11 protein-coding genes are annotated in these 20,400 nt (G+C 39.6%); 2 read left to right on the top strand and 9 right to left on the bottom strand.

What is annotated here, in order from left to right; translation table 11 throughout:
- Positions 1 to 78: 78 nt before the first annotated feature.
- The 8 genes from UABAM_RS02900 to UABAM_RS02865 all read right to left on the bottom strand — a co-directional run bounded on the left by UABAM_RS02900 (position 79) and on the right by UABAM_RS02865 (position 14,145).
- On the bottom strand, positions 79 to 270 hold the full coding sequence (locus UABAM_RS02900) for a hypothetical protein (protein WP_151966498.1): 192 nt from the start codon (positions 268 to 270) through the stop codon (positions 79 to 81).
- 116 nt (positions 271 to 386) lie between these two features.
- Complete coding sequence (locus UABAM_RS02895) at positions 387 to 1,625, bottom strand: hypothetical protein (protein ID WP_151966497.1); 1,239 nt, start codon at positions 1,623 to 1,625, stop codon at positions 387 to 389.
- A 404-nt stretch (positions 1,626 to 2,029) separates the two neighbouring features.
- Positions 2,030 to 4,042 (bottom strand): sensor histidine kinase, encoded by a 2,013-nt coding sequence (locus UABAM_RS02890; protein ID WP_151966496.1) that lies wholly within the window; start codon positions 4,040 to 4,042, stop codon positions 2,030 to 2,032.
- A 4-nt stretch (positions 4,043 to 4,046) separates the two neighbouring features.
- Positions 4,047 to 5,720, bottom strand: a complete 1,674-nt coding sequence (locus UABAM_RS02885; protein WP_151966495.1) for a methyl-accepting chemotaxis protein — start codon at positions 5,718 to 5,720, stop codon at positions 4,047 to 4,049.
- Positions 5,721 to 5,722: 2 nt separating this feature from the next.
- Positions 5,723 to 6,193, bottom strand: a complete 471-nt coding sequence (locus tag UABAM_RS02880; RefSeq protein ID WP_151966494.1) for a chemotaxis protein CheW — start codon at positions 6,191 to 6,193, stop codon at positions 5,723 to 5,725.
- Between the two features lie 2 nt (positions 6,194 to 6,195).
- Entirely contained in the window at positions 6,196 to 7,554 is a 1,359-nt protein-coding gene (locus UABAM_RS02875) for a methyl-accepting chemotaxis protein (protein WP_151966493.1), read from the bottom strand.
- A complete protein-coding gene (locus UABAM_RS02870; RefSeq protein ID WP_151966492.1) occupies positions 7,551 to 10,181 on the bottom strand; it encodes a hybrid sensor histidine kinase/response regulator in 2,631 nt (876 codons plus the stop codon). The genes UABAM_RS02875 and UABAM_RS02870 overlap by 4 nt, the downstream gene beginning before the upstream one ends.
- A gap of 1 nt (position 10,182) precedes the next feature.
- On the bottom strand, positions 10,183 to 14,145 hold the full coding sequence (locus UABAM_RS02865; protein ID WP_151966491.1) for a tetratricopeptide repeat protein: 3,963 nt from the start codon (positions 14,143 to 14,145) through the stop codon (positions 10,183 to 10,185).
- A 655-nt stretch (positions 14,146 to 14,800) separates the two neighbouring features.
- Here UABAM_RS02865 and UABAM_RS02860 point away from each other — a divergent pair.
- Positions 14,801 to 15,604 carry a CDC27 family protein gene (locus tag UABAM_RS02860; RefSeq protein WP_151966490.1) on the top strand — a complete coding sequence of 268 codons (804 nt, stop codon included), beginning with the start codon at positions 14,801 to 14,803 and terminating at the stop codon, positions 15,602 to 15,604.
- A gap of 69 nt (positions 15,605 to 15,673) precedes the next feature.
- Here the strand turns inward: UABAM_RS02860 and UABAM_RS02855 are convergent, their stop codons facing one another.
- Complete coding sequence (locus tag UABAM_RS02855; protein WP_151966489.1) at positions 15,674 to 16,315, bottom strand: hypothetical protein; 642 nt, start codon at positions 16,313 to 16,315, stop codon at positions 15,674 to 15,676.
- A 170-nt stretch (positions 16,316 to 16,485) separates the two neighbouring features.
- Between UABAM_RS02855 and UABAM_RS02850 the strand changes: the two genes are divergently transcribed.
- Entirely contained in the window at positions 16,486 to 20,394 is a 3,909-nt protein-coding gene (locus UABAM_RS02850; RefSeq protein WP_173013104.1) for a serine/threonine-protein kinase, read from the top strand.
- Positions 20,395 to 20,400: the final 6 nt, after the last annotated feature.

Raw genomic sequence — 20,400 nt, 5'->3', positions numbered from 1 at the left:
TGATTTGCGGAACAAAGTTGTGATGTAGCAAGCTAGTGATATGCATCAAAGAAAACAAATGGAGACAATTCAGACGTGTTACGCCTCTCCCTGTGGGAGAGGCATGAGAATTAAGGCTTTTAGCGAAGCTAAAACCTTAAATTCGATGGTGAGGGCATCGCACACCAAACAAATTCCATCACACACCAAACAAATTCCATCACACACCAAACAAATTCCATCACACACCAAACAAATTCCATCACACACCAAACAAATTCCATCACACACCAAACAAATTCCATCACACACTACACCAAAAAGTTTTTACATCAGGACAAAATAAAACCACAGGTAATTGCTTACCTGTGGTTTTATGATTTACAGAGAGAAAGGAGTCTTGGATCTTAGCCCCATTCCTCATCGTCGCCACCAGCGTCGTCACCGAAGTCATCACCCTCTGAAGAGTCATCACCCCAGTCTTCGTCTCCGCCGTCACCAGCATCATCACCACCGAAGTCGTCACCAGCAGCATCGTCACCAGCGTCATCGCCGAAGCCATCATCGCCAGCATCATCACCACCGAAGTCGTCACCAGCAGCATCGTCACCAGCGTCATCGCCGAAGCCATCATCGCCAGCAGCATCATCACCACCGAAGTCGTCACCAGCAGCATCGTCACCAGCGTCATCGCCGAAGCCATCATCGCCAGCAGCATCATCACCACCGAAGTCGTCACCAGCAGCATCGTCACCAGCGTCATCGCCGAAGCCATCATCGCCAGCAGCATCATCACCACCGAAGTCGTCACCAGCAGCATCGTCACCAGCGTCATCGCCGAAGCCATCATCGCCAGCAGCATCATCACCACCGAAGTCGTCACCAGCAGCATCGTCACCAGCGTCATCGCCGAAGCCGTCGTCGCCACCTAGATCACCAGCGTCGTCGCCACCTAGATCACCAGCGTCGTCGCCACCTAGATCATCAGCATCGTCGCCACCACCAATGGTGTCGTCGAATTCGCTTGTGTCATCGGATCCTTCACCACCAATGGTATCATCAAATGAACCATCTGCAGGAATATCTTCGATTACAGGTTCAGAACCACCTACAACACCACTGTCACCAGATAGGTTGCTAGATGTATCAGAGCTACCACTATCTCCACCAAATAGGTCACCGCCAGATGAAGAATCAGAAGAACCACTGTCGTCGCCGCCGAATAGTCCGCCGTCACCTGAATCAGATGAACCGCTATCGTCGCCGCCGAATAGGCCGCCACCGTCATCAGATGAACCACTGTCGCCGCCAAATAGGCCACCACTGTCACCTGAATCAGAAGAACCACCGTCATCTAGTAGGCTATCACCAGCAGAAGAACCACTGTCACTTGCAGCTCCGCCATCGTCTGTAGCTCCGCCATCGTCTGTAGCATCGCTGTCAGAACCAGAGTCGGCATCGTCACCGGACTGCTTTTTTCTTACTGTTGTTTCAAATTTTTCAGGAGCACGTGGAGCAGGCTCCTCATTCATTAGATCAAAAACGTTGTATGTCGCAGTATTTACAATGCGTATTGGTGTGTCAACAAATAATGTTTTCCCCAACTCGCCTGGATTCGAACATCCCACAAGAAGTAAAGTTAGCAAGCAAACAACAAATACACTTTTAAACATGCTGTATCCTCTTTATCATAAATGTGTCAGAATATTCTAACATGATATTTGATGAGTTGAAATTATTGGTGCGTCTTCCCGTGGAAGAGCACATTAGCAACTTATAAGTACAACAAATATTTTTGAAGGCATATCATCCATCAGACTTGGAAAAGTAGCATTGCGTTTTCAATACCAAATGGTGATATCCCTCATTACTCTCGTAATTTTACCTGTTTATACCGATTTTTCTCTTAGCATTTTTTTGAAGAAGGAATTGCTCTTACTCTATTTTGTTATGGTCTAACATTTTAGATGAATAGAGACTTTCCCATAAAATATATCTATTATCACTATTTTTAGGTGATTTGACAACTATTATTTTAGAATTTTATCGTTTATGTAGAAGAATGTATGGGTAAACTAAACGTAAATTCACTTCCCACACCAACTTTACTGGAAACATTCACTTTGCCCTTGTGGGCCTCAATAATCGAAGAAACGAGTGCTAAACCCAATCCTGTCCCTTCAATTTTGGCGGCTCTGCGATCTTCGACGCGATAAAATTTTTGAAAAATTCGTTGCTGTTCGTGGCGCGGAACACCAATCCCGTTGTCTTTGACGCGCACTTCTAAATATTTTTTTCCTTTTTTGTTACAGGAAATGATAATATTTTTATTTTCTTTCTCGGTATATTTGTATGCATTTGACAATAGATTCATCAATGCCTGGTTAATCGCTTCCACATCCAAAGAAATCTGCGGTAAACCTTTTTTAATATTCAACGTAATCGAGCAATCAGGTCTTTTTTCTTGAAACTGTGTGGCGGTTTTGGAAATCACACTGCCTAAATCTTCTTGGGTAAAATAAAATTTGCGTTTATTTTCTTTCATCTTCGCAAAGTCAAGAATGCGGTCAATGAGACGACTCAAGCGGTCACTTTCTGCGGCGATAACATTTAGACATTGCAATTGCTCTTTTTTATCGGCAACGCGGTCCATAAGTAGTGTTTCCACAAACATCTTTATCGACGTCAATGGTGTTTTTAACTCGTGAGTCACATTGCTCACAAAGTCGGACTGCAAACGCGAACTTTTTATTTCTTTGATGAAGGAAGATATAAATACATACAATCCCATGAATAGTAAAATAATGACAAAAAATATTCCGCCGAAATACAAGTACGATTTCTGACGCGTCAAATTTTCCAACGAACTAGCATGTTGCGAATAGATTGCGACACTCCAAAACGGAAAATCATTGGAAATAGGGCGGGAAATGATCATATGTGCCTGTTTGTCGATATCATTAATCGGACGTCCCGCTTCGTCAATAATGGTAATAAAAAATTCTTGCCCAAGTTGTTTACCACTCACAATCGTGCGTAGTTTCTTTTTGAGGGCGGCAATATTTATTTTAAACAGCGCGATACTATATTCAAAACGAAAGAAGTAGATAAAGTGTTGCTCATTGTTATCTTTGTACTGTAGATATCCTCTGTCTTTATTTTCTTTTTGAATGTAGTCAATCAAATGTCGAATCTGCCGCAGTAGCAACTCTTGCTGTTGCTTTTGTTCATAAACTTCGATAATTTGCGCATGCTGTTGCAATAGACTCGTTTTGGTTTCCGACGTCAAATCTTGATTGTTTTTAATCTTAACAATGTCCTCTTCGACCATCTTGTGATAGTGGGTGTATAAATTTTCGGGTACACGTAGTTTGTTCGCATATAGGAATTCTAATAGTAGCAGACAATTTTCGTAGGCTTGTTTCATATCTTGTTGATATTTTTTAATCGCGATCATCTGCAACTTAGCGTTTACCACCAACTGAAACTCGCGCAGACTTTTTGAATCTTGAAATAACGTGGCGACATCGTTGTAGGTATCGAGTGCCTTCGTAAAATTGTTGTTTTTTTTGTAACAGCGCGCGATGGCGAGGAGTGTCATACCTAAGGTGGTTTTGTCTTGAGGAATTTGTCGGTACGCTTCAATAGCTCTTGGGTAGTCTTTTTCCTGAAATTCGTAGAAATGACCTTGTTGAAACGCATTGTAGTTATGCAAATCTAAACTCGTCGCTTCGGGAAAATTTTTGTTGCGCTGTGTCGGGTAGACAATTTTGTTGTTGCGCACAAGAAAAACATGCGTGTAGAACGGGTCTAACAATGTTAATTGCTGTGTCTCGTTTTCTGTATAATTTTTCGTCGTCACATAAACTTGGTACTCTTTTTCTCCTAAAACTTGTGACACACGCCGTTGTGTACTGCGTAATAAGTGCAAGTACGTCTCTTCTATTTTTTGGGTAATGATCGCTTTTTGACCTAGAATCGCATAAATAGCGAACGATGACAATAGTATGCTCGGAAGAGCAAGAAGCACAATCTGCGATATAAAAAATTTACGATAGTTCATCTATTTAATCCAACTGTTGTACTTTTTGCAAAAGGTGGTTGCGATCTTCAAGTTGTTTTAAGGAGATCTCACTAAAAGATACCATTTCGTTTTCCAACTTCGTGTCAGAGCAAATTACCAAGAATTTTTCCACAAGTGCGGTGAGATTCGTCATGCACGTTTCGAGTTCTTTGGAGTTTGACAAGGCCGTTTGTAGTTCACCATGCGTTTCCATGTAACGCTCTGAAATATCCGAAGCCAAGTCGGAGATAGAAATAGTTGCCTCAGACTGCGTTTCCGCAGAACTCGCAATACCCGAAATCATTCTAGTTACTCTTTTTGCTCCCGCAACAATTTTTTGTAAATTTACTCCTGCTCTTACCGCAAAAGCGGTTCCTTGGTCAATTTCTTTTTTACTATTGTCCATCGCTTTTACTGCGGAAGTCGATTCCTCTTGTATTGCCGAAAGCGTTTCTGCAATTTCCTTTGTCGCATGAGTGGTTTTTTCCGCAAGGGTTCGGATCTGATCGGCAACAACAGCAAATCCCCGACCTTGTTCCCCTGCTCGTGCAGCTTGAATAGCGGCGTTTAACGCCAAAAGTTCCGTCTGATCGGCAATATCATCAATCACATTGATGATGTCTCCAATTTCATGCGAACGTTTTGCCAATTCTTTCATAACTTGTGCAGAATTAGATACTGTTTTGGTGATTTTATTCATGTGCAAAATAAGTTGTTGCACTACCTCTCCACCTTTTTTGGCGTCAGTTTCGGAATTACGCGAAGTTCCGACTGTTTTATTTGCATTGGATGATACGTCTTTTATGGCACTACTAATATCGGTAAGCGAGTCTGTCATTGTCTTGACTTTTTCATTTTGTTTGTCAAGAGCAACGTAAATCATCTGTAGTTGTTGCAACATTCCGTGTAGGTCACCGGAAAAATGTTCGTTAACGCGCAACGTATCGTTTACCGAAGACTGGATACTCATTTTACGTTCCTGTATGTGCTGTTTTAAATTCTGTGTTAACGTTTCATTCTCTATCAATACTTTTTTTGTAAAAGAAATTTCATGGAGAATGTCGTCTTTTATCTTAGTGATTTTAGGTAATACACCACTGAAAACCACTACAGAAAGTAAATACACAAAAATTATTCCCACTGCCAGTGAACATACAACTAAAAACACAATAAAAGCAAACGATTTATCCGTGGAAGTAACAGGCTTATCGACAACAACAACCAATAGTGCGTCTTGAAGACTTAACGATGTGACCACCAGAGATTTTTTCTGAACAGTTACGATATTTGAATCATCGCGCTTTATACTACTTGCCACTTTGGGAGGAAGGTTAGTTACACTCAGGTTTCCCCAACCACCAAGGCTTTTCCACGTATCGGAATTGTCCTTTGTCAGCAAATCTATTCCATACTCCTCTCCGAGTATCGGAGACAAAAAAGTCTGCCAATTTTCCTCAAGAGTACTGAAAGAAGTCTTCCCTGATAAACACTCCGAAGGAATTTGCGATGCAATGCTTTGGCATAGTTCGCCTATTTTTGTTTGGTGATGGTCGTTGTGAATAGACTCCAAACTCATGGTAAATATAACAATGCTCATCGTGGTAAGTATTAGCAAAAAGGTGAAAAAAACAACGAATATTTTGACACCTAAACGATGTTGAAAAAGTTCCCAGCGCATCTTTATCCTCGTTCTATTTCGTCATGCAAAATTTTGTCAATATCTAACAACATAATAATTGCGTCTTCTGTCCGCGCGACTCCTTTTGTGCATTCACTATCAATGGTATTCATGATAGCAGATGGTTTTTGCACCAGTTCTCTATTTATTTTGCGGATTCCCAAAACCATATCGACTAAAAAACCAACCAATGACGTTTCCAATTCAACGATAACGATTCTTATACGATTTTTGTTTTGTAAAGGCGGGAGTTTAAATCTTTTACGCAAATCGACAATAGGTATTACTGTACCACGTAGATTGATTACCCCCTCTATGAAATAGGGACTTTTGGGAACAATGGTAATCTCGGGAACACGAATAATCTCCTTGACTTCAAAAATGCCAAAGGCAAACATTTCTTTGTCAATGTGAAAAGTAACAACCTGGTCGTGGTTTTCTTCGTGATTTGTATCAACACTTAAATTCGCCATAATTACTCAACCTCGTTGTGTTTCTGTAACTCTTCATGGGCAAAAAAGCGCAAATAGCCTTGTAAGGTAGAAACTTGCGACAATACCTCTTCGGAGTCTCTTTTAATCTCACTAATGGTTTGCAGGTTGTCCACAACAAAGCGATCCATGTCATCAATATCCTTTTTAGCGATGTTGCTATGGGACTTTTGATCCTCTATCGTTGTCGCAAACTCTTTTGAGATGCGCAAAATTTCCTCTATGTTAGAGTTGATGCGCTCATTTAAATTTACCTGGTTGCCATAACCTTCTTTCAATTTTTTGATTAATTCGTTAAAGCGATCAATAGAAGAGGCTATACGGCGTAAAGAAAGACCACCCTTTTCCGCCATCACCACACCACCTTCCACTTCTTTTTTTCCGCCTTGCATTGAGGAAACAGCACTTGTGGCTTCCACTTGAAGTCCTTTGATCATGATAACAATTTCTTTAGTCGCTTTTTGTGTTTTTTCGGCGAGATTGCGCACCGCCTCGGCAACAACGGCAAAACCGCGGCCTTGTTCTCCAGCTCTTGCCGCTTCAATTGCAGCATTGAGAGCCAAAAGGTTTGTTTGGTCGGCAATATCGTCAATCACACTAATAATCTCACCTATTTCATCCGAACTTTGTCCTAAATTTTCTAATATCTCTGATGCGCTTCTTACATTAGTGGAAATCCGATCCATACCTTCCTGCATTTCGCGGATTACAGAATTTCCTTCTTGCGCGACATCTACAGCCTCTTGAGAAATTTTACTGACATTTTCCATTGTCGTTGATTCATCACTAATCATATCATCAAGACTTTTTACCACTTGGCAAGTTTTTAGTGTCGACTCCGAAAGGCTTGTGGCTCGCGATGACAAACGATCGATGCTGTTGTCGATTTCCATCGATTTTGTCAACAACTTGCGCATCACATCCCCTTGGTCTTTTGTACTTTTCCCCACTTTTTCAATACGTAGCACAATGTGGCCGATTAGTTTGACAATTTCTTTTAAATTTTCCTGTAGATTATTTAGAGAACTGAAAGCTTCGTTGTAAAAAGAATCAATATTTCCCATTAAATCGCTAATACTGTCTTCGGTAAAAAAAACCGTTTGGATGGACTTGTAGCGCTCAAAGTTCTTTTCCTTCGTTCGTTTGTGCAACATGCCAATACGGTTTTCAATATGCCACCCTAGTAGGTACCCTAAGAATACTGCGGCAAAAATAGAAAATACCCAGGTAAATCCCAAAATGAAAAAACTAGAAGTTCCCTTGGATAGTTGCAGTGCGATCGCTGTAATCACTGCAGATGCAACGCTAATTAAAATTGTCTTTACTTGAATGGATATCCTCATATCAATTCCCTACTTAGTAATCTTTGTATAGCCTCTATTAACTTTTTATCATCACATGGCTTGGTAAAATAATCATCTATACCCACCTCCATACCTTTTATGCGATTTATAATTTCACGGTGGCTCGAAATTACAATAACGGGTATGTTTTTGTACTGCGTGTCTTTTTTGATTTTACGGGTGAACTCATAGCCGTCTATGTCCGGCATCTCTAAATCTGTTAGTACTAAATCGACATAGTAGTTTTCCAATTGTCCAAGAGCCTCACGGCCGTCTTGGGCTTCTACGACGCGAAAGTTCGCATTGTGAAGTGCTTTGCATATTCTTTTGCGTTCATTTTTAGAATCTTCGACAACCAAAACAGTGTAACGTCGTTGTTTTGAAGTTTGTTTGTCTTGATGTTGCACTTCGTGTTTCACGGCACCTAAATTTATTTTTTTAGGCAAGAGACGAATAACGCCCGCTAAATCTAAGATTAAAATTACGCGGCCGTCGCCCGCCAAGCAAGCGCCTGAGATCCCAGGTATATTATCGAGTATATTCCCCAATGATTTGACCACGATTTCTTGTTGGCCGAGTATCTTATCCACAACCAAACCTATTTTTTGATCGGCAATACGTGTTATAATTACGTATATTTTATCACTGTGTTCTTGGTTTTGTGGCAAAGAAAACAACGAGCTTAAACGAATCAATGGTATAATATTTTTGCGAAATCTTATCACTTCTTGCCCGGAAATGGTCTCTACTTTGTGGGTATAGGTACGTATCGTTTCAATCACCGACCCCAGAGGCACCGCAAAAACTTCATTGCCTACGCTAATTTTTAACGCTTGAACAATGGCAAGAGTTAAAGGAAGCCTTATGGTAAAAACAGATCCTTGGTTGATTGTGGAAGAGATTTCAATAAAGCCATTGAGTTTTTCGATATTGCTCTTCACCACATCCATACCAATGCCACGTCCAGAAATGCTCGTAACCTGTCCCGCAGTAGAAAACCCTGGCATAAAAATCAAATTCACTAAGTTTTCAGGCGGCACGTGCTCAAGATCTTCCACGGAGACAATTCCCATGTTGAGCGCCTTTTCTTTCACCTTTTCTGGATCAATTCCCTTGCCATCGTCGGATATACGAATAACGATTTGGTTGCCTTCATGGTACGCGGACAAGCGTATCGTTCCCGCGGGCGACTTACCTTTTTTTTGCCGTTCATCAATCGTTTCAATTCCATGGTCTACGGCATTACGTAGCAGGTGAATCAAAGGGTCCCCAATTTCCTCAATTACCGTCTTATCTAACTCCGTATCGGCGCCATCAATAACTAAGTTTATTTTTTTGTTAAGTTCTCTTGCTAAATCACGTACTGTGCGATTAAAGCGATTAAAAATTTTCCCTATAGGCTGCATGCGCGTCTTGAGAACCGCCATTTGTAACTCAGATGTCACAAAATTTAAAAAATCTGATGCAGAACTCAACATTTGTTTACTCTGTTGCAATTGTTCAGACTTGGTGGTCAACGAATTTGATTTTCGGTAGTGAAAATCATCACCGATAACATCTTCTAAATGGTTCATCGCCTGCAGCAGTTGATTTCTCCCCAGAACAAGTTCTCCCACCAAATTCATCAAATGGTCAAGTCTTTTGGTGTCGACGCGGATATTTGAATCCTGAGGTAGAATTCCCGAACGGCGTTGCGTCTCTCCCATATTATCCACTGGTCGACGCAGTGCTTCTTGGATGCGTTGCGTTTGCTGCACCGAAATTTTTGGCTTTTGTTGCGCTCGGTCCTTTGATAAAAATTCGCGCAGCTGCTTGGTAATGAGATTTTCATCGACATCGGTAATGACAAACAGAGACTTAATGATGTCCACGCTGCGTAACACCGTGTCCATAATCTCGGCCGTCATTTTTAACTTTCCACTGCGTAAAGCATCCATCACATCTTCCGCAGCATGGGCCACCTTTCCCATTTTCGAAAAATTTTTCTTACTTTTCAGGAAGTTTGCTGTTCCTTTGATGGTATGCAAATGACGAAAAATACTTTCGAGAAATTTTGTATTGTGTGGCTCTGTTTCCAAAGCAACTAAATCTTGATCTATTTTTTGCAGGAGATCGGTCGCTTCTACCGTAAAATCATCGACAATTTCACGAATATCTTCTTCGTCAAGTCCAGGGTCTTCCTCGGCTTCAGAATTTTCTTCCACAGCTTCGGAATCTTCTTTCACGGGAGCCAGCAAAACGTTCTGCAAATTTTGGCATGTAGCAGAGATATCTACATCACTAATCTCGCCGCGTTTCTCACAAGCAAAAAGCAACTTGACAATGTCAACTGTCTCTAATATATAATCCATAATTTCTGAGTTAGCTGTTATTTTATTCCCCAGCAACGCGTCGAGTACATCTTCTGCAATGTGTGAAATTTTTCCCATTTTTGCAAAGTTGGGTTTTTCTTCCAAAAAATTTGCTGTACCTTTTATGGTATGAAAATTACGAAAAATTCGTTTCAAACATTCGTGGTTATCCGGTTCAGCTTCTAAGGCAACTAGATCTTGATCTATCTGCTCAAGAAGCTCTGATGCCTCGATGGTAAACTCGTCTATAATTTCCTTGATATCTTCTTCATCCATGTTACAGCTTTTCTTTCACATACTGAATGCGTTCTTTAACTTTTCTCACCATTGCTACATCTTGCAGTTTTTCATACAACTGTATTGATTTCTCTAAATACCACAATGCACGGGCATAATTTTTGTGGTTGTAATGCAAAATAGCGATGTTGTTGTATGAAGTCGCGGTGCCGCGTTTATCATTCAATTTTTTCGATATATCGAGATCCATATTGTAGTATTTCAATGCTTTTTCATAGTCATTTTTCGCATCGAAAATTAAACCGATGTTGTTATATGAAGCAGAAAGCCCCACATAATCGCTAATTTTTTCTTGGATTTTAGCACTTTTCTCGAAAAAACTCAGTGCATTTTGGAAATCGGCTTTTTCTTTATAAAGAAGTCCAATACTGTTGTATACATTACCAAGAAGTCGACTCTCGCCAATTTTTTCAAACATTTCGGCACAACTAATGTAACAATTTAGCGCTTTGGCTTTGTCCCCTTCCAGCTTATAAATGAGAGCTTCGGTTCCTTTTGTTGTAGCAATCCCTTTAAAATCTTTTATTTTTTGATATATAGAGCGACAATCCATAAGAGTTTCTAGGGCCTTCTTTAGTTTATTGGTATGAGCCATCACCACCACAATATTGTTGTACACTTCGGCGATACCTTTTAAGTTCTTAATGGACTGATAAATTTTAAGACTGTCGTTATAATGTTTGTTTGCTTTATCATATTTTTTTTGCGTGTAGTACAACACTCCAAGTTCGTTGTGAATATCGGCTTGACCTTCTTGATCTTCATTGCGTTTGTATATTTCGAGCGCTCGAAAATACTTATCCAGAGCCGATTTGTATTGCTTGATTTTAAAATCTTGTTTTCCGGATTTGAAAAAACATTTCGCTAATCTTTTCTCGTCACCCAACTCCCGCAGGATAAACATTGCTTTTTCAATATATAACTTACCATCTTCCGATTTGTCTAACTTTTCATATATCTCGCTTAAATTCATATACAAATCGACAAGAAGAGTTCGGTCGTCCAAAACTTCGTAAACATTTAGAGCTTGTAAATAATGATTCGCTGCCTTTTCGTATTCGTAGTGCTGCTGATAAATTTTTGCTATGGTGTACTGCACATTACCTATTTTGTAATAATCTCCTGTATCTGAAAATATTTGCAGCGCTTCCTCCAAGAGATCAAGAGACTTTTCTTTTTCTTTTTGTAAGTAGTGTATGCGTGCTACATTTTCAAATGCGTAGCCCACCTTATTTTCATTGTTCAGTTTGTCGTAAGTTTTTTCTTGGAGTTCGAAAAACTCGATAGCCTTCGCATAGTTGCCTTTTTTTTCTTCTAGAAAACCAAATTCTTCGTACAAGTATGCCTCAAGATATGAACCAGTGATTTTTTTATGCAGCGGTTTTATCTTATCTAAAAAGAAACCAACTTTTTCAAAATCGTTCATTTCGCGATGTGCTTGCGCCAATAACAACGAAATTTGTAATTCAAGATTCGTGCCTTGGATTTTTTTCATTGCCTTATAACTTTTTTTGTATAGTTTCAGAGCGCGTTTCATGTCAGATGATTTTTGATAACTTCTCGCCGCGAGAACAAGCAGAGATACGTCGTCGTACTCTTGTATGATGTTATTAGTTTGTTCGGACAGCTTTTCAAACATAGCTGCTGCGGAAGAATAATATCCAATGCTATACAAGTATGCCGCAGCATCAGCAACCGCAACTGCGCAACTTTCATTATTGCTACGTAGCAATGCTTCAACAAATTCATCAATGGCGTTGCCTTTTCCCACCAAATAGTTGCAGCACCTAATTTTGAATAATAGTATCTCTGCCGTAATCCCCCGAGCAAACGAATTGTAACTGCCGGTATTTTTGATGACCAATGCCAAACGATCATAGTACTGCTTATCTGCTAGTCGCATCAATGCAAAATACACAACTCCCAATAGAGGATAATTGCCTTTTTCTAGCTTTTGTAAATAAGATACGAGTAACTCATCACCGTGCTGTCCTGACAACGCAAAGCAGCGATAAAATAAATAGTTCTTCACCAAAGACATCGGAATGTTTACCCCAGGAATTTCTCCGTGTTGATCGTACACCGAAAAATACGAAAGTATTCCTTTTTTCCGTAGTAGTGGCACTGTGGATGAGGAAGATAAATTAATCACACTTTGCACGAAACGATCGTTGTCAGACTCAATCACTTCATCAAAAGTAAGATTTGTTCGCGCCGACTTCACGGAGGATTCTACAAATTTGTCCATCGTATCGCGATGTTGCTTATTTACACTAACCTCGTTCATGACAAATCCTTCCATGATATCACGAATTCCTAGATTGTAGGGTACTTCGCGATTTTTTAATGCCTGTAGGAATATAAATGTCAAAGAAGGGTTAAGGAGCATGGCACGCAGATCTTGAGAAAAAGAATCATATGGCGTAACAGGACCTAGTTTACGGTTGGCCACACTACTGTATAAAGTTTTGCCAACAAACGAACGCGGGAGGTGTAACTGATAGTGATGTAATCGCGCTTCGACAAGCGGACATTTCCCCTCTATCGGCATAAACATACTTAATTTCAAGTGCTTTTTTAAATGTAGATAGAAAATGTTCGAAACGGACAAAATCACTTTTACACACTTTTGGTATTTGTGTGTAAAGTTTGTGATGGAATTTACCAACTTCTCCGGATGAGGATTGCCACTAATTTCATCAAAGATCAAAATTAAGCGATACCGCGTTTCTTGGAACTTGCTAATAAAATTACTGCAAGAAAAGTAATGATCAAGATGCGTTTCTATATTCGGGCACAAGGCGTTTAAAAAGACGACAACATCTCCTTGGGAAGACCATTTCCTTGCTGCTTCGAGTAACAAAGTACTTTTCCCGCAACCAAATTCACCGGTCAAGCAAAACATAGGGTATGGATTACTTTTTTCCACAAAACTCTCTAATACAGATTCACAATCTTTACGTGAAAAATATTGATTCAGTAAGCCACTGCGTTTTGCCTGCTCGACATGCTCTTCCATTTTGTGAAAAGAAAATTCCCAGATGTCTTTTACATCAATAGGTTGTGAAAAAGGTTCTTTGTAGTTTTGCCATAAAACCTCGTAATCTTCATAATGTTCTCGTAGAGCAACTTCATGTTTATAGCCAGAATAAAACAACCGTTTATTTGATGCAAACTGAAATAGAAACAGTTCTTTGTTGGAAAAAGATTCTTCGCGAATACAATAATAGCAGTCTTGGTAAACAACAAATGGATGCATGGATAAAAAGATATTTTTCTTCTTATTGTATATGTAAACCTGACCCTTTTTCAATTTTGTCGTTGTATTTAATTCGTATTGAGGAAACTGAGCGTTTGTCCCTTGAAAATAACAAATAAGATAGCTAGATGCCGTTTCATCTTCTACGGCAATAAGTAAATATTGGTCTAGTAAATCTTCCATGCTTTTGAAAACTGCGGCGAGCGCTTTTTCGCAAAGATCTAGATAAGAAAGAGCTTCGTCTTCGTTTAAAACATCGATGATGGGAATCACAAACTGACCAATTTCCCACAAACAATCTAAAGAATTTGTTGTTTGGTCTTCGTATTTAAAGTCTTTTACTTCTCTCAGATAAACATGACTTTGCTTTAGCTGTGACATCCACAATTTTATGTCGTTAAAAACAGGGTGCGAGATCTCTTGATCTAGTAATAATTTAAATGTTTCTAATGCACGATTTTCGCAAAGAAATTGTAGAGAAAAAGGATCATGGTGCTTTAAACTGCCCAGTGCATTTTTTTCGCGGTATACGGAAAGTAACATTAAATTGATATAGCGCAGTAAGTATTCATGTGTTTGTAAAAGCATTTTTAAACGGTCTTTGGTTTCTGTTTGACCAGTGAATGCTTTGTACATGGAGGCTATTGGAAAAGGATAATTATCGAGAATATATTTTTGATTCATAGCACGGTATTGGCAACATATTGAAGAACATCAACAAAGTTGCCCTCCCCAAGAGTAGTAAGGCATTTAGAAAAAAATAATATCTCACTCTAATTGCACATTATTTTTTATTCCGACCCAAGTTGAAAATCGCAGTAATTCAAATTCACTCCTGTTTTATTTTTATGCATTCATACTGCCGGTGAGTTTTATTTCGTGCCTAGCTAGCATTTATAATAACTCAAGGAATTAACAAACTTTGGGTGGTAACACGCCATAGAATTTCTAAAGTTTTTATTTTAATAGCTGATAGCGTAAAAGGCAAGTACTTTTGATGTATCTCGATGACGAAGTTCTCTAAAACTAAATCTCATAAAGCGTTTGTGATTGCAGGAAAACAATTTAGTTGTCACATCATTTTGTAATTGATGAAAGTTTCCGATTTCACTACAATAGTGAAAAAAGGAACATAGTCTTTTATTCATGTCATCAAAAGGCTTTTTAGCATATCGCGGCTTGCATTATCAATTACAAATTCATTTCTCTTTCATTCTGTTTTTATTTTAAAAAGACAAGAAGTTTTTAGTGCTATTTTATTATGGAACAGTTATGATATAAATTAGTCTAAACTCGCCAAGTCGTAAATACTACATTATTAAGAAAAGGGACGTTTAGTATGAACAAAATTTTACTGGTAGCCACTTTATTATTCGTAGCTTGTGGTTCTACGCAAACAGTTACACCAACAAACAGTAGTAGCGATCTGACAACTTACGAGGCCGCAAAGCAAGCGATAAATTCAGGGGATGAAACAAAAGCCAAACAGTTGTTTAGACAAGTGACAAAAATTGCGGCAAAAGACAATTTAAGTAACCAGGAACTTTTTGCCTTGGGAGATAGTAACTTTTTTCTGCAAGACTATGACAAGGCACAATATTATTTTGGTAAATACTTGGAATCAAACAGTAATGACCGCGATGCCATTTGCAAAATGGGCAAAACTAAATTTGAGCTCGAATTTTACAAAGAGGCTGTCTCCTATTTGCGTAAGTGCCATCAAAATGCACCACAAGACGCAGAGATTAGTTATCTTTTGGCAAGAAGTCTGCAAAAAGGAAACCAAGGAGTTGATAAAGAAGCGTTGACACTATACCAAACAAGTTCTGAGGCGGGATATCGTTTAGCGATGTTGGAACTCGCAGAAATTTATCGCTACAATAAATACAACGGTCGCGCGCAGAAATTATACGAAGACTATCTGCGTTTAGGTGGAAAACTGCAACCACAAGCACAACAATGGTTAGACGCACAAAAACCGGCACCACAACCTCAACCGGCAACACAAGACACGGTAGAGGAACCACAACCACCTGTACAACAACAGGAAATTTTAATGGTTTGTCCTGTTTGTGGTCGTTTAGGAGAAAAGGACTCACAACTCTGTACTTTTGATGGAGAACCGTTAGAGCCTTTGAACTAGAAGAGCCAACGACAAGTACGAAAAAGGGTATGTAGTCGCAGGCAAAAAGCCTGCGCCACGTAAACAGAGCTACTCAGTGACAATTTTAACACGCATGGTAAAATTCTGTGTCATTTCTTTATCTGTTTTTCCCTGCTGCTCGACATTCAATAGTAAATGGCTTAAAGACTCCGAGGTATTTTTGATAAATATAAAGCCACGATTTTGCTCTTGAGGAGTTAACAAAGTGCCTTTGAAGTGTTTTTTATCGTAGTCAATCTCTAAAAGTTCATTTGAAATACTAACACTTTCGTGAATACCGGGAGCAATAAATACCCCAGGAATGATGATAATCCAGAAAGGTATTGCTCGACTATGAGAAAATTTTACATTTTCAATAACTTCGGATACGGGAACAGGGCTTAGTTTATCACCCTTTTCTGTCACAACAGAAATGTTTTGATTGGTAATTTTAAAAGGATTTTCAGCGGTATTTTCCGCATTTAGCAAAATACTTGCATAACCCTTACTTTGAAGATCCATACCTAAATACTGTTCGCTTTTTTGACCGGTTAATTTTGAGGCCGCTATACGCAAACCGTTTTTATTGGCGCTATTAATGTCCTGACTTGCAGGTTGCTTTAAGTCATCCATCTCTAGAGCTTCATAACTGGCTGTACACCCTGTAAAAGACAAAATACATATGATTAAATATACAAAAAAAAGCTTCATTAATTCTCCTATCTGGTTATTAGTAAACTCAAGGGCGGAAAATACTCCCCCAATGCCATAAACTTAAGTTGTAAACTCTTGTTTGTAACTTTTTAAGATTTTTATGTAGGGCGCGCATCTATTAAAAATTTTTAATAATGACGTGTTCTAGCAATTATAGGAATATTCAAATGCACGGCAAGTTACTTTTTTTACAAAAAGCTGTTTCTTTAAATTATCTACCGCAGCAAAAACTCAGCGAACTTCTAAAACAATATGGTAGCGCTATACCCGAAAATATAGAAGATATTTTAGTCGAAGACAAAATACTCACCCCAGAACAGGTAAGAGCCATCCGTAATAAAATAGATTTGGAAAAAGAAGTGGTGAGGTTAGACCAAACCATCAGCGAAGATGAGCCAATTCCCAACAACAGTGTCATCATTGCTGATGAAAGTCAAAACCATCCAGAGATAGGAACCGACTTAAGCATTTCTTATGCCAATAACCAAGAAAATATCATAGATTTTTCTGGTCAGGGAACGCCTCTGCACCTCACGATGCCTGAGCAGCCAGCGAACAATGAACAAAACATGACAAATGAAAATTTTTCCAGTGAGGTATCTGCTCTAAATATCACGATGCCTGAGCAACCAGCTAACGAACAAAATAGTGAAGGAAATCCTCTCCACATCACAATCGCTGCCGAACCACAGCAAATCCCATTAGATATAACAATGACAGACGAATCAACCCCCAAGCAAGACGAACAACTCACTTCGGGTATCACAATTGCCGTTTCTGATACCGATGAAGCCAATGGCAATGAGTTCAGTGAAACCATGGCCTCCGATTCGGCACCTGCATTCTTGCAAACTCCAGATGGTGGTGAGCCACTTGACATTACTATTGCTTCGGAAGAGCAAGTCAACCCTATGGGAATTACTCTTCCCACAGCGGCCCAAGAGTCCTCCCCTTTAAACGTCGAAGATGGTTCGGATAGTATCATTTCGGCAAATGCCAACAAAGTTTCTTTCCACACGTTATCAGAAATAGAGCGCCATAATATCAGCGCACAACTCCCACAAGCGGGAACGCAACAGGATCGAGAACTCGCGCAAAAAGCTGTGGAGCAAAAGAAAATCAGCGTAAGTGATTTGCAGCGCTGTATGCAAGAGCAGCAAAAACACTCACAAAGTGGAAATAGTGTATCGCTGTGTCGCATACTACTGGAAAAAGACGTTCTTTCCCCCAGCGAAGTACTATCTCTCATGCAGGAGAAAAAAACCCAACCAGCAGCACCAACGACGATGGGACAGCATTTCGCTCCTGGCCAAATACTCGCGGATAAATTTCGCGTTGAGGAAAAATTAGGAAGCGGCGGCATGGGGGCAGTTTACAAGGTGCAGCATACCATGATGAGCAATCGCTATTTTGCCCTAAAAATCATGCACCCAAACATTGCAGCAAATGAAAACAACTACAGACGTTTTGTTCGCGAAGTTGAAGCGACAATGAGTGTTATGCATCGCAATATCATTCCCGTACGCGAATTTGGTCGTTTAGAAAACGGTAGTCCGTACCTCACAATGGATTGCAGTAGCGGCAAGCCACTAGATGAGATTTTACAAAAAGACTGGAATAAAGATATTCAAAGGTCTTTGGACATTACCAAGCAAATTTTACAGGGATTAGAGGAAGCGCATCGCAAAAATATTGTCCACCGTGATCTGAAACCGGCCAATATTCTCATCGAAAAAAATGAAGAAAATAACGATGTTGTTAAAATTGTCGACTTTGGTCTAGCAAAACTCGTAGAAGAATCAGAAATAGAGTCCATCACCCAAGGTGCCATTGGCACTCCTTTTTATATGTCGCCGCAACAAGCCGGTGGCGAAAAAGTGGATCACCGCACCGACATATACGCCGTAGGTGTTATTCTTTATGAGATGACAACAGGGAATTTACCCTTCAAAAGTAATACCCTGCGCGAACTACTCAAGAAACAAATGTTTGAATTGCCAGATCCGCCCAAAAAAGTGCGTCCCGATTTACCTGACCAGTTAGAACTCGTGATTTTAAAAGCATTGGCCAAACCTGTCGAAGAGCGCTATCAAAATTGCGCGGAGTTTGTTGAAGACATAGATCGTTTTGCCTGTGGTAAAAAAGTCGAAGCCAAAAAAACCAAGCCAGGCGGAAATTCGTTACTCATAGTTGCTGCGGCTGTTTTTCTAGCTGTTGCAGGTACTTTGGGATATTTTTTCATGACAAAGTCTACCACGACAAGCAACGCAAATGGTACACAACAGCATAGTGGAAATAGTACACAAACCTTCGAAAATACAGGGACGCGATTCACTTCTCTACAAAAAAAAGTAGATGCGTATATCGCACAAAAATTATGGCAAGAAGCGCGCTCACTACTAGCACAAACGGTTAATATGAATCTCTCAGCGTCGGAAATTAACAAGGTCGGAGAGTATCGCCAATTGATCGACCGTAAGATACAAGAAAAATCCGATTACCAAACACTCAACACTAGTGTCAGTATTGCGCGTAATCAACGGCAATTTGACAGAGCAATCGCTTTGTTGAAGGCTTTTGAAGCTTCACATCCCGACAATGCGTACAGCGAGCAAATCAAGACGGAATTACAAAACATAGAAAATCTTCGCAAGCAAGACGCCGCACAACAAAAATTGCAAACGGAGTTTCAATTCACGAGAGCTAAAAAAGAGGTAAAATCTCTCATCGACCAGCAATTGTGGCAAGCGGCTTATAAAGCTCTGTTAGATTTAGAAAAGCTATCTCCTCCAAGTACAGAAGCACAACAAGAGGTTGCGCAAATCAAAAAGCAAATTTTACAGCGTCTTGATGAAGGCCGTGAATACGAGAAAACAAAAGTCGCCACGGAATTGCAACTGGCCAAAAAGCAATACAATGTCGCTTTACAGTTATGGCAAGTATACATGGATAAATTTCCACAAAGTGCATATTTACCGCAAATACAACAAAAAATTTCACACTTACAAGAATTACAAAAAGATAACGACAAAAATGAGTTGCAACAACTTATTCGCAGCGTGCAAAACAACTTCGAAAATAAGAACTACAAAAAAACGCAAGAGCTTTGCTTGGAGGCTTTAAAACTTTCGCCCAAAAATCAAAAAGCGATGTTGTATTTGGGAAAATCCTACTACTACCAAAAAAACTATAAAAATGCCGCGCGCTATTTATCCAAACTCAGCAATCACAACAGCACAACATATTACATACTTTCGCGTATTTACAACAAAAAGTCTTACAAAAAGGCCACTTTTTATCTCGAAAAATCTATTGCTGCCGCAGCTCGCGAAGGTAGTAAAACAAATATCGTTTCCCATCATGTACTTCTCGGGCAACTTTATGAAAAGGGTAAAAAGACTTCCAAAGCGTTAACAGCCTACAAAAAAGCTTTGCGTTATGCGGAAAAACAGCGTTTACAGAAAAAGTATCTCGACTTATTTCGCAAAGTGGGAATGATACTTTACTCCCAAAAACAACTTAACGATGCCGGGAAATACCTAAAAACCTATCAAAATCTCGGAGGGCGACATCCACAAGTGAGCAAAATTATTGTACAGTTTATCAACTATGCTCCACTCAATTTTAATAGCAAATGGAAGTATCGCACTGTTGTCAACAACAACTCTTCTTACAACACATACATCATCGCCGCTCTTCAAAATGATCAATATTTACTAAAAGTAGACGGTCGTGTGGGAGATGAACGTTGGTACAAAAAAAATGGATACCTAGTGAAAGAATTTCGCAATGGCACCACCGATAAAGTGCTAAAATTTCCACCACGTCAGGGACAGTCTTGGGAGAGTCAACTGCCTCGCTACAAGGTACAATATCGCGTTGTAACTATTTCGGAAAGTGTACAAGTTCCCGCAGGAAAGTTTGTCAACTGTGTGAAGCTGGAGCTGAAATATTCCAATAATGCCAAGAGACATTCCTTCATATATTACGCTCCAGAAGTTGGAGAAGTAAAACAGGAAAAATATCTCAATAACCAACTCATATTTACCAAGGAATTGATTGAATACAGTCATTAATAGGAG

Source organism: Candidatus Uabimicrobium amorphum (assembly GCF_009002475.1).
GTDB classification, from domain to species: domain Bacteria; phylum Planctomycetota; class Uabimicrobiia; order Uabimicrobiales; family Uabimicrobiaceae; genus Uabimicrobium; species Uabimicrobium amorphum.
Note: the sequence above shows the minus strand (reverse complement) of the source record. Positions and strands in the feature narration are given on the sequence as shown.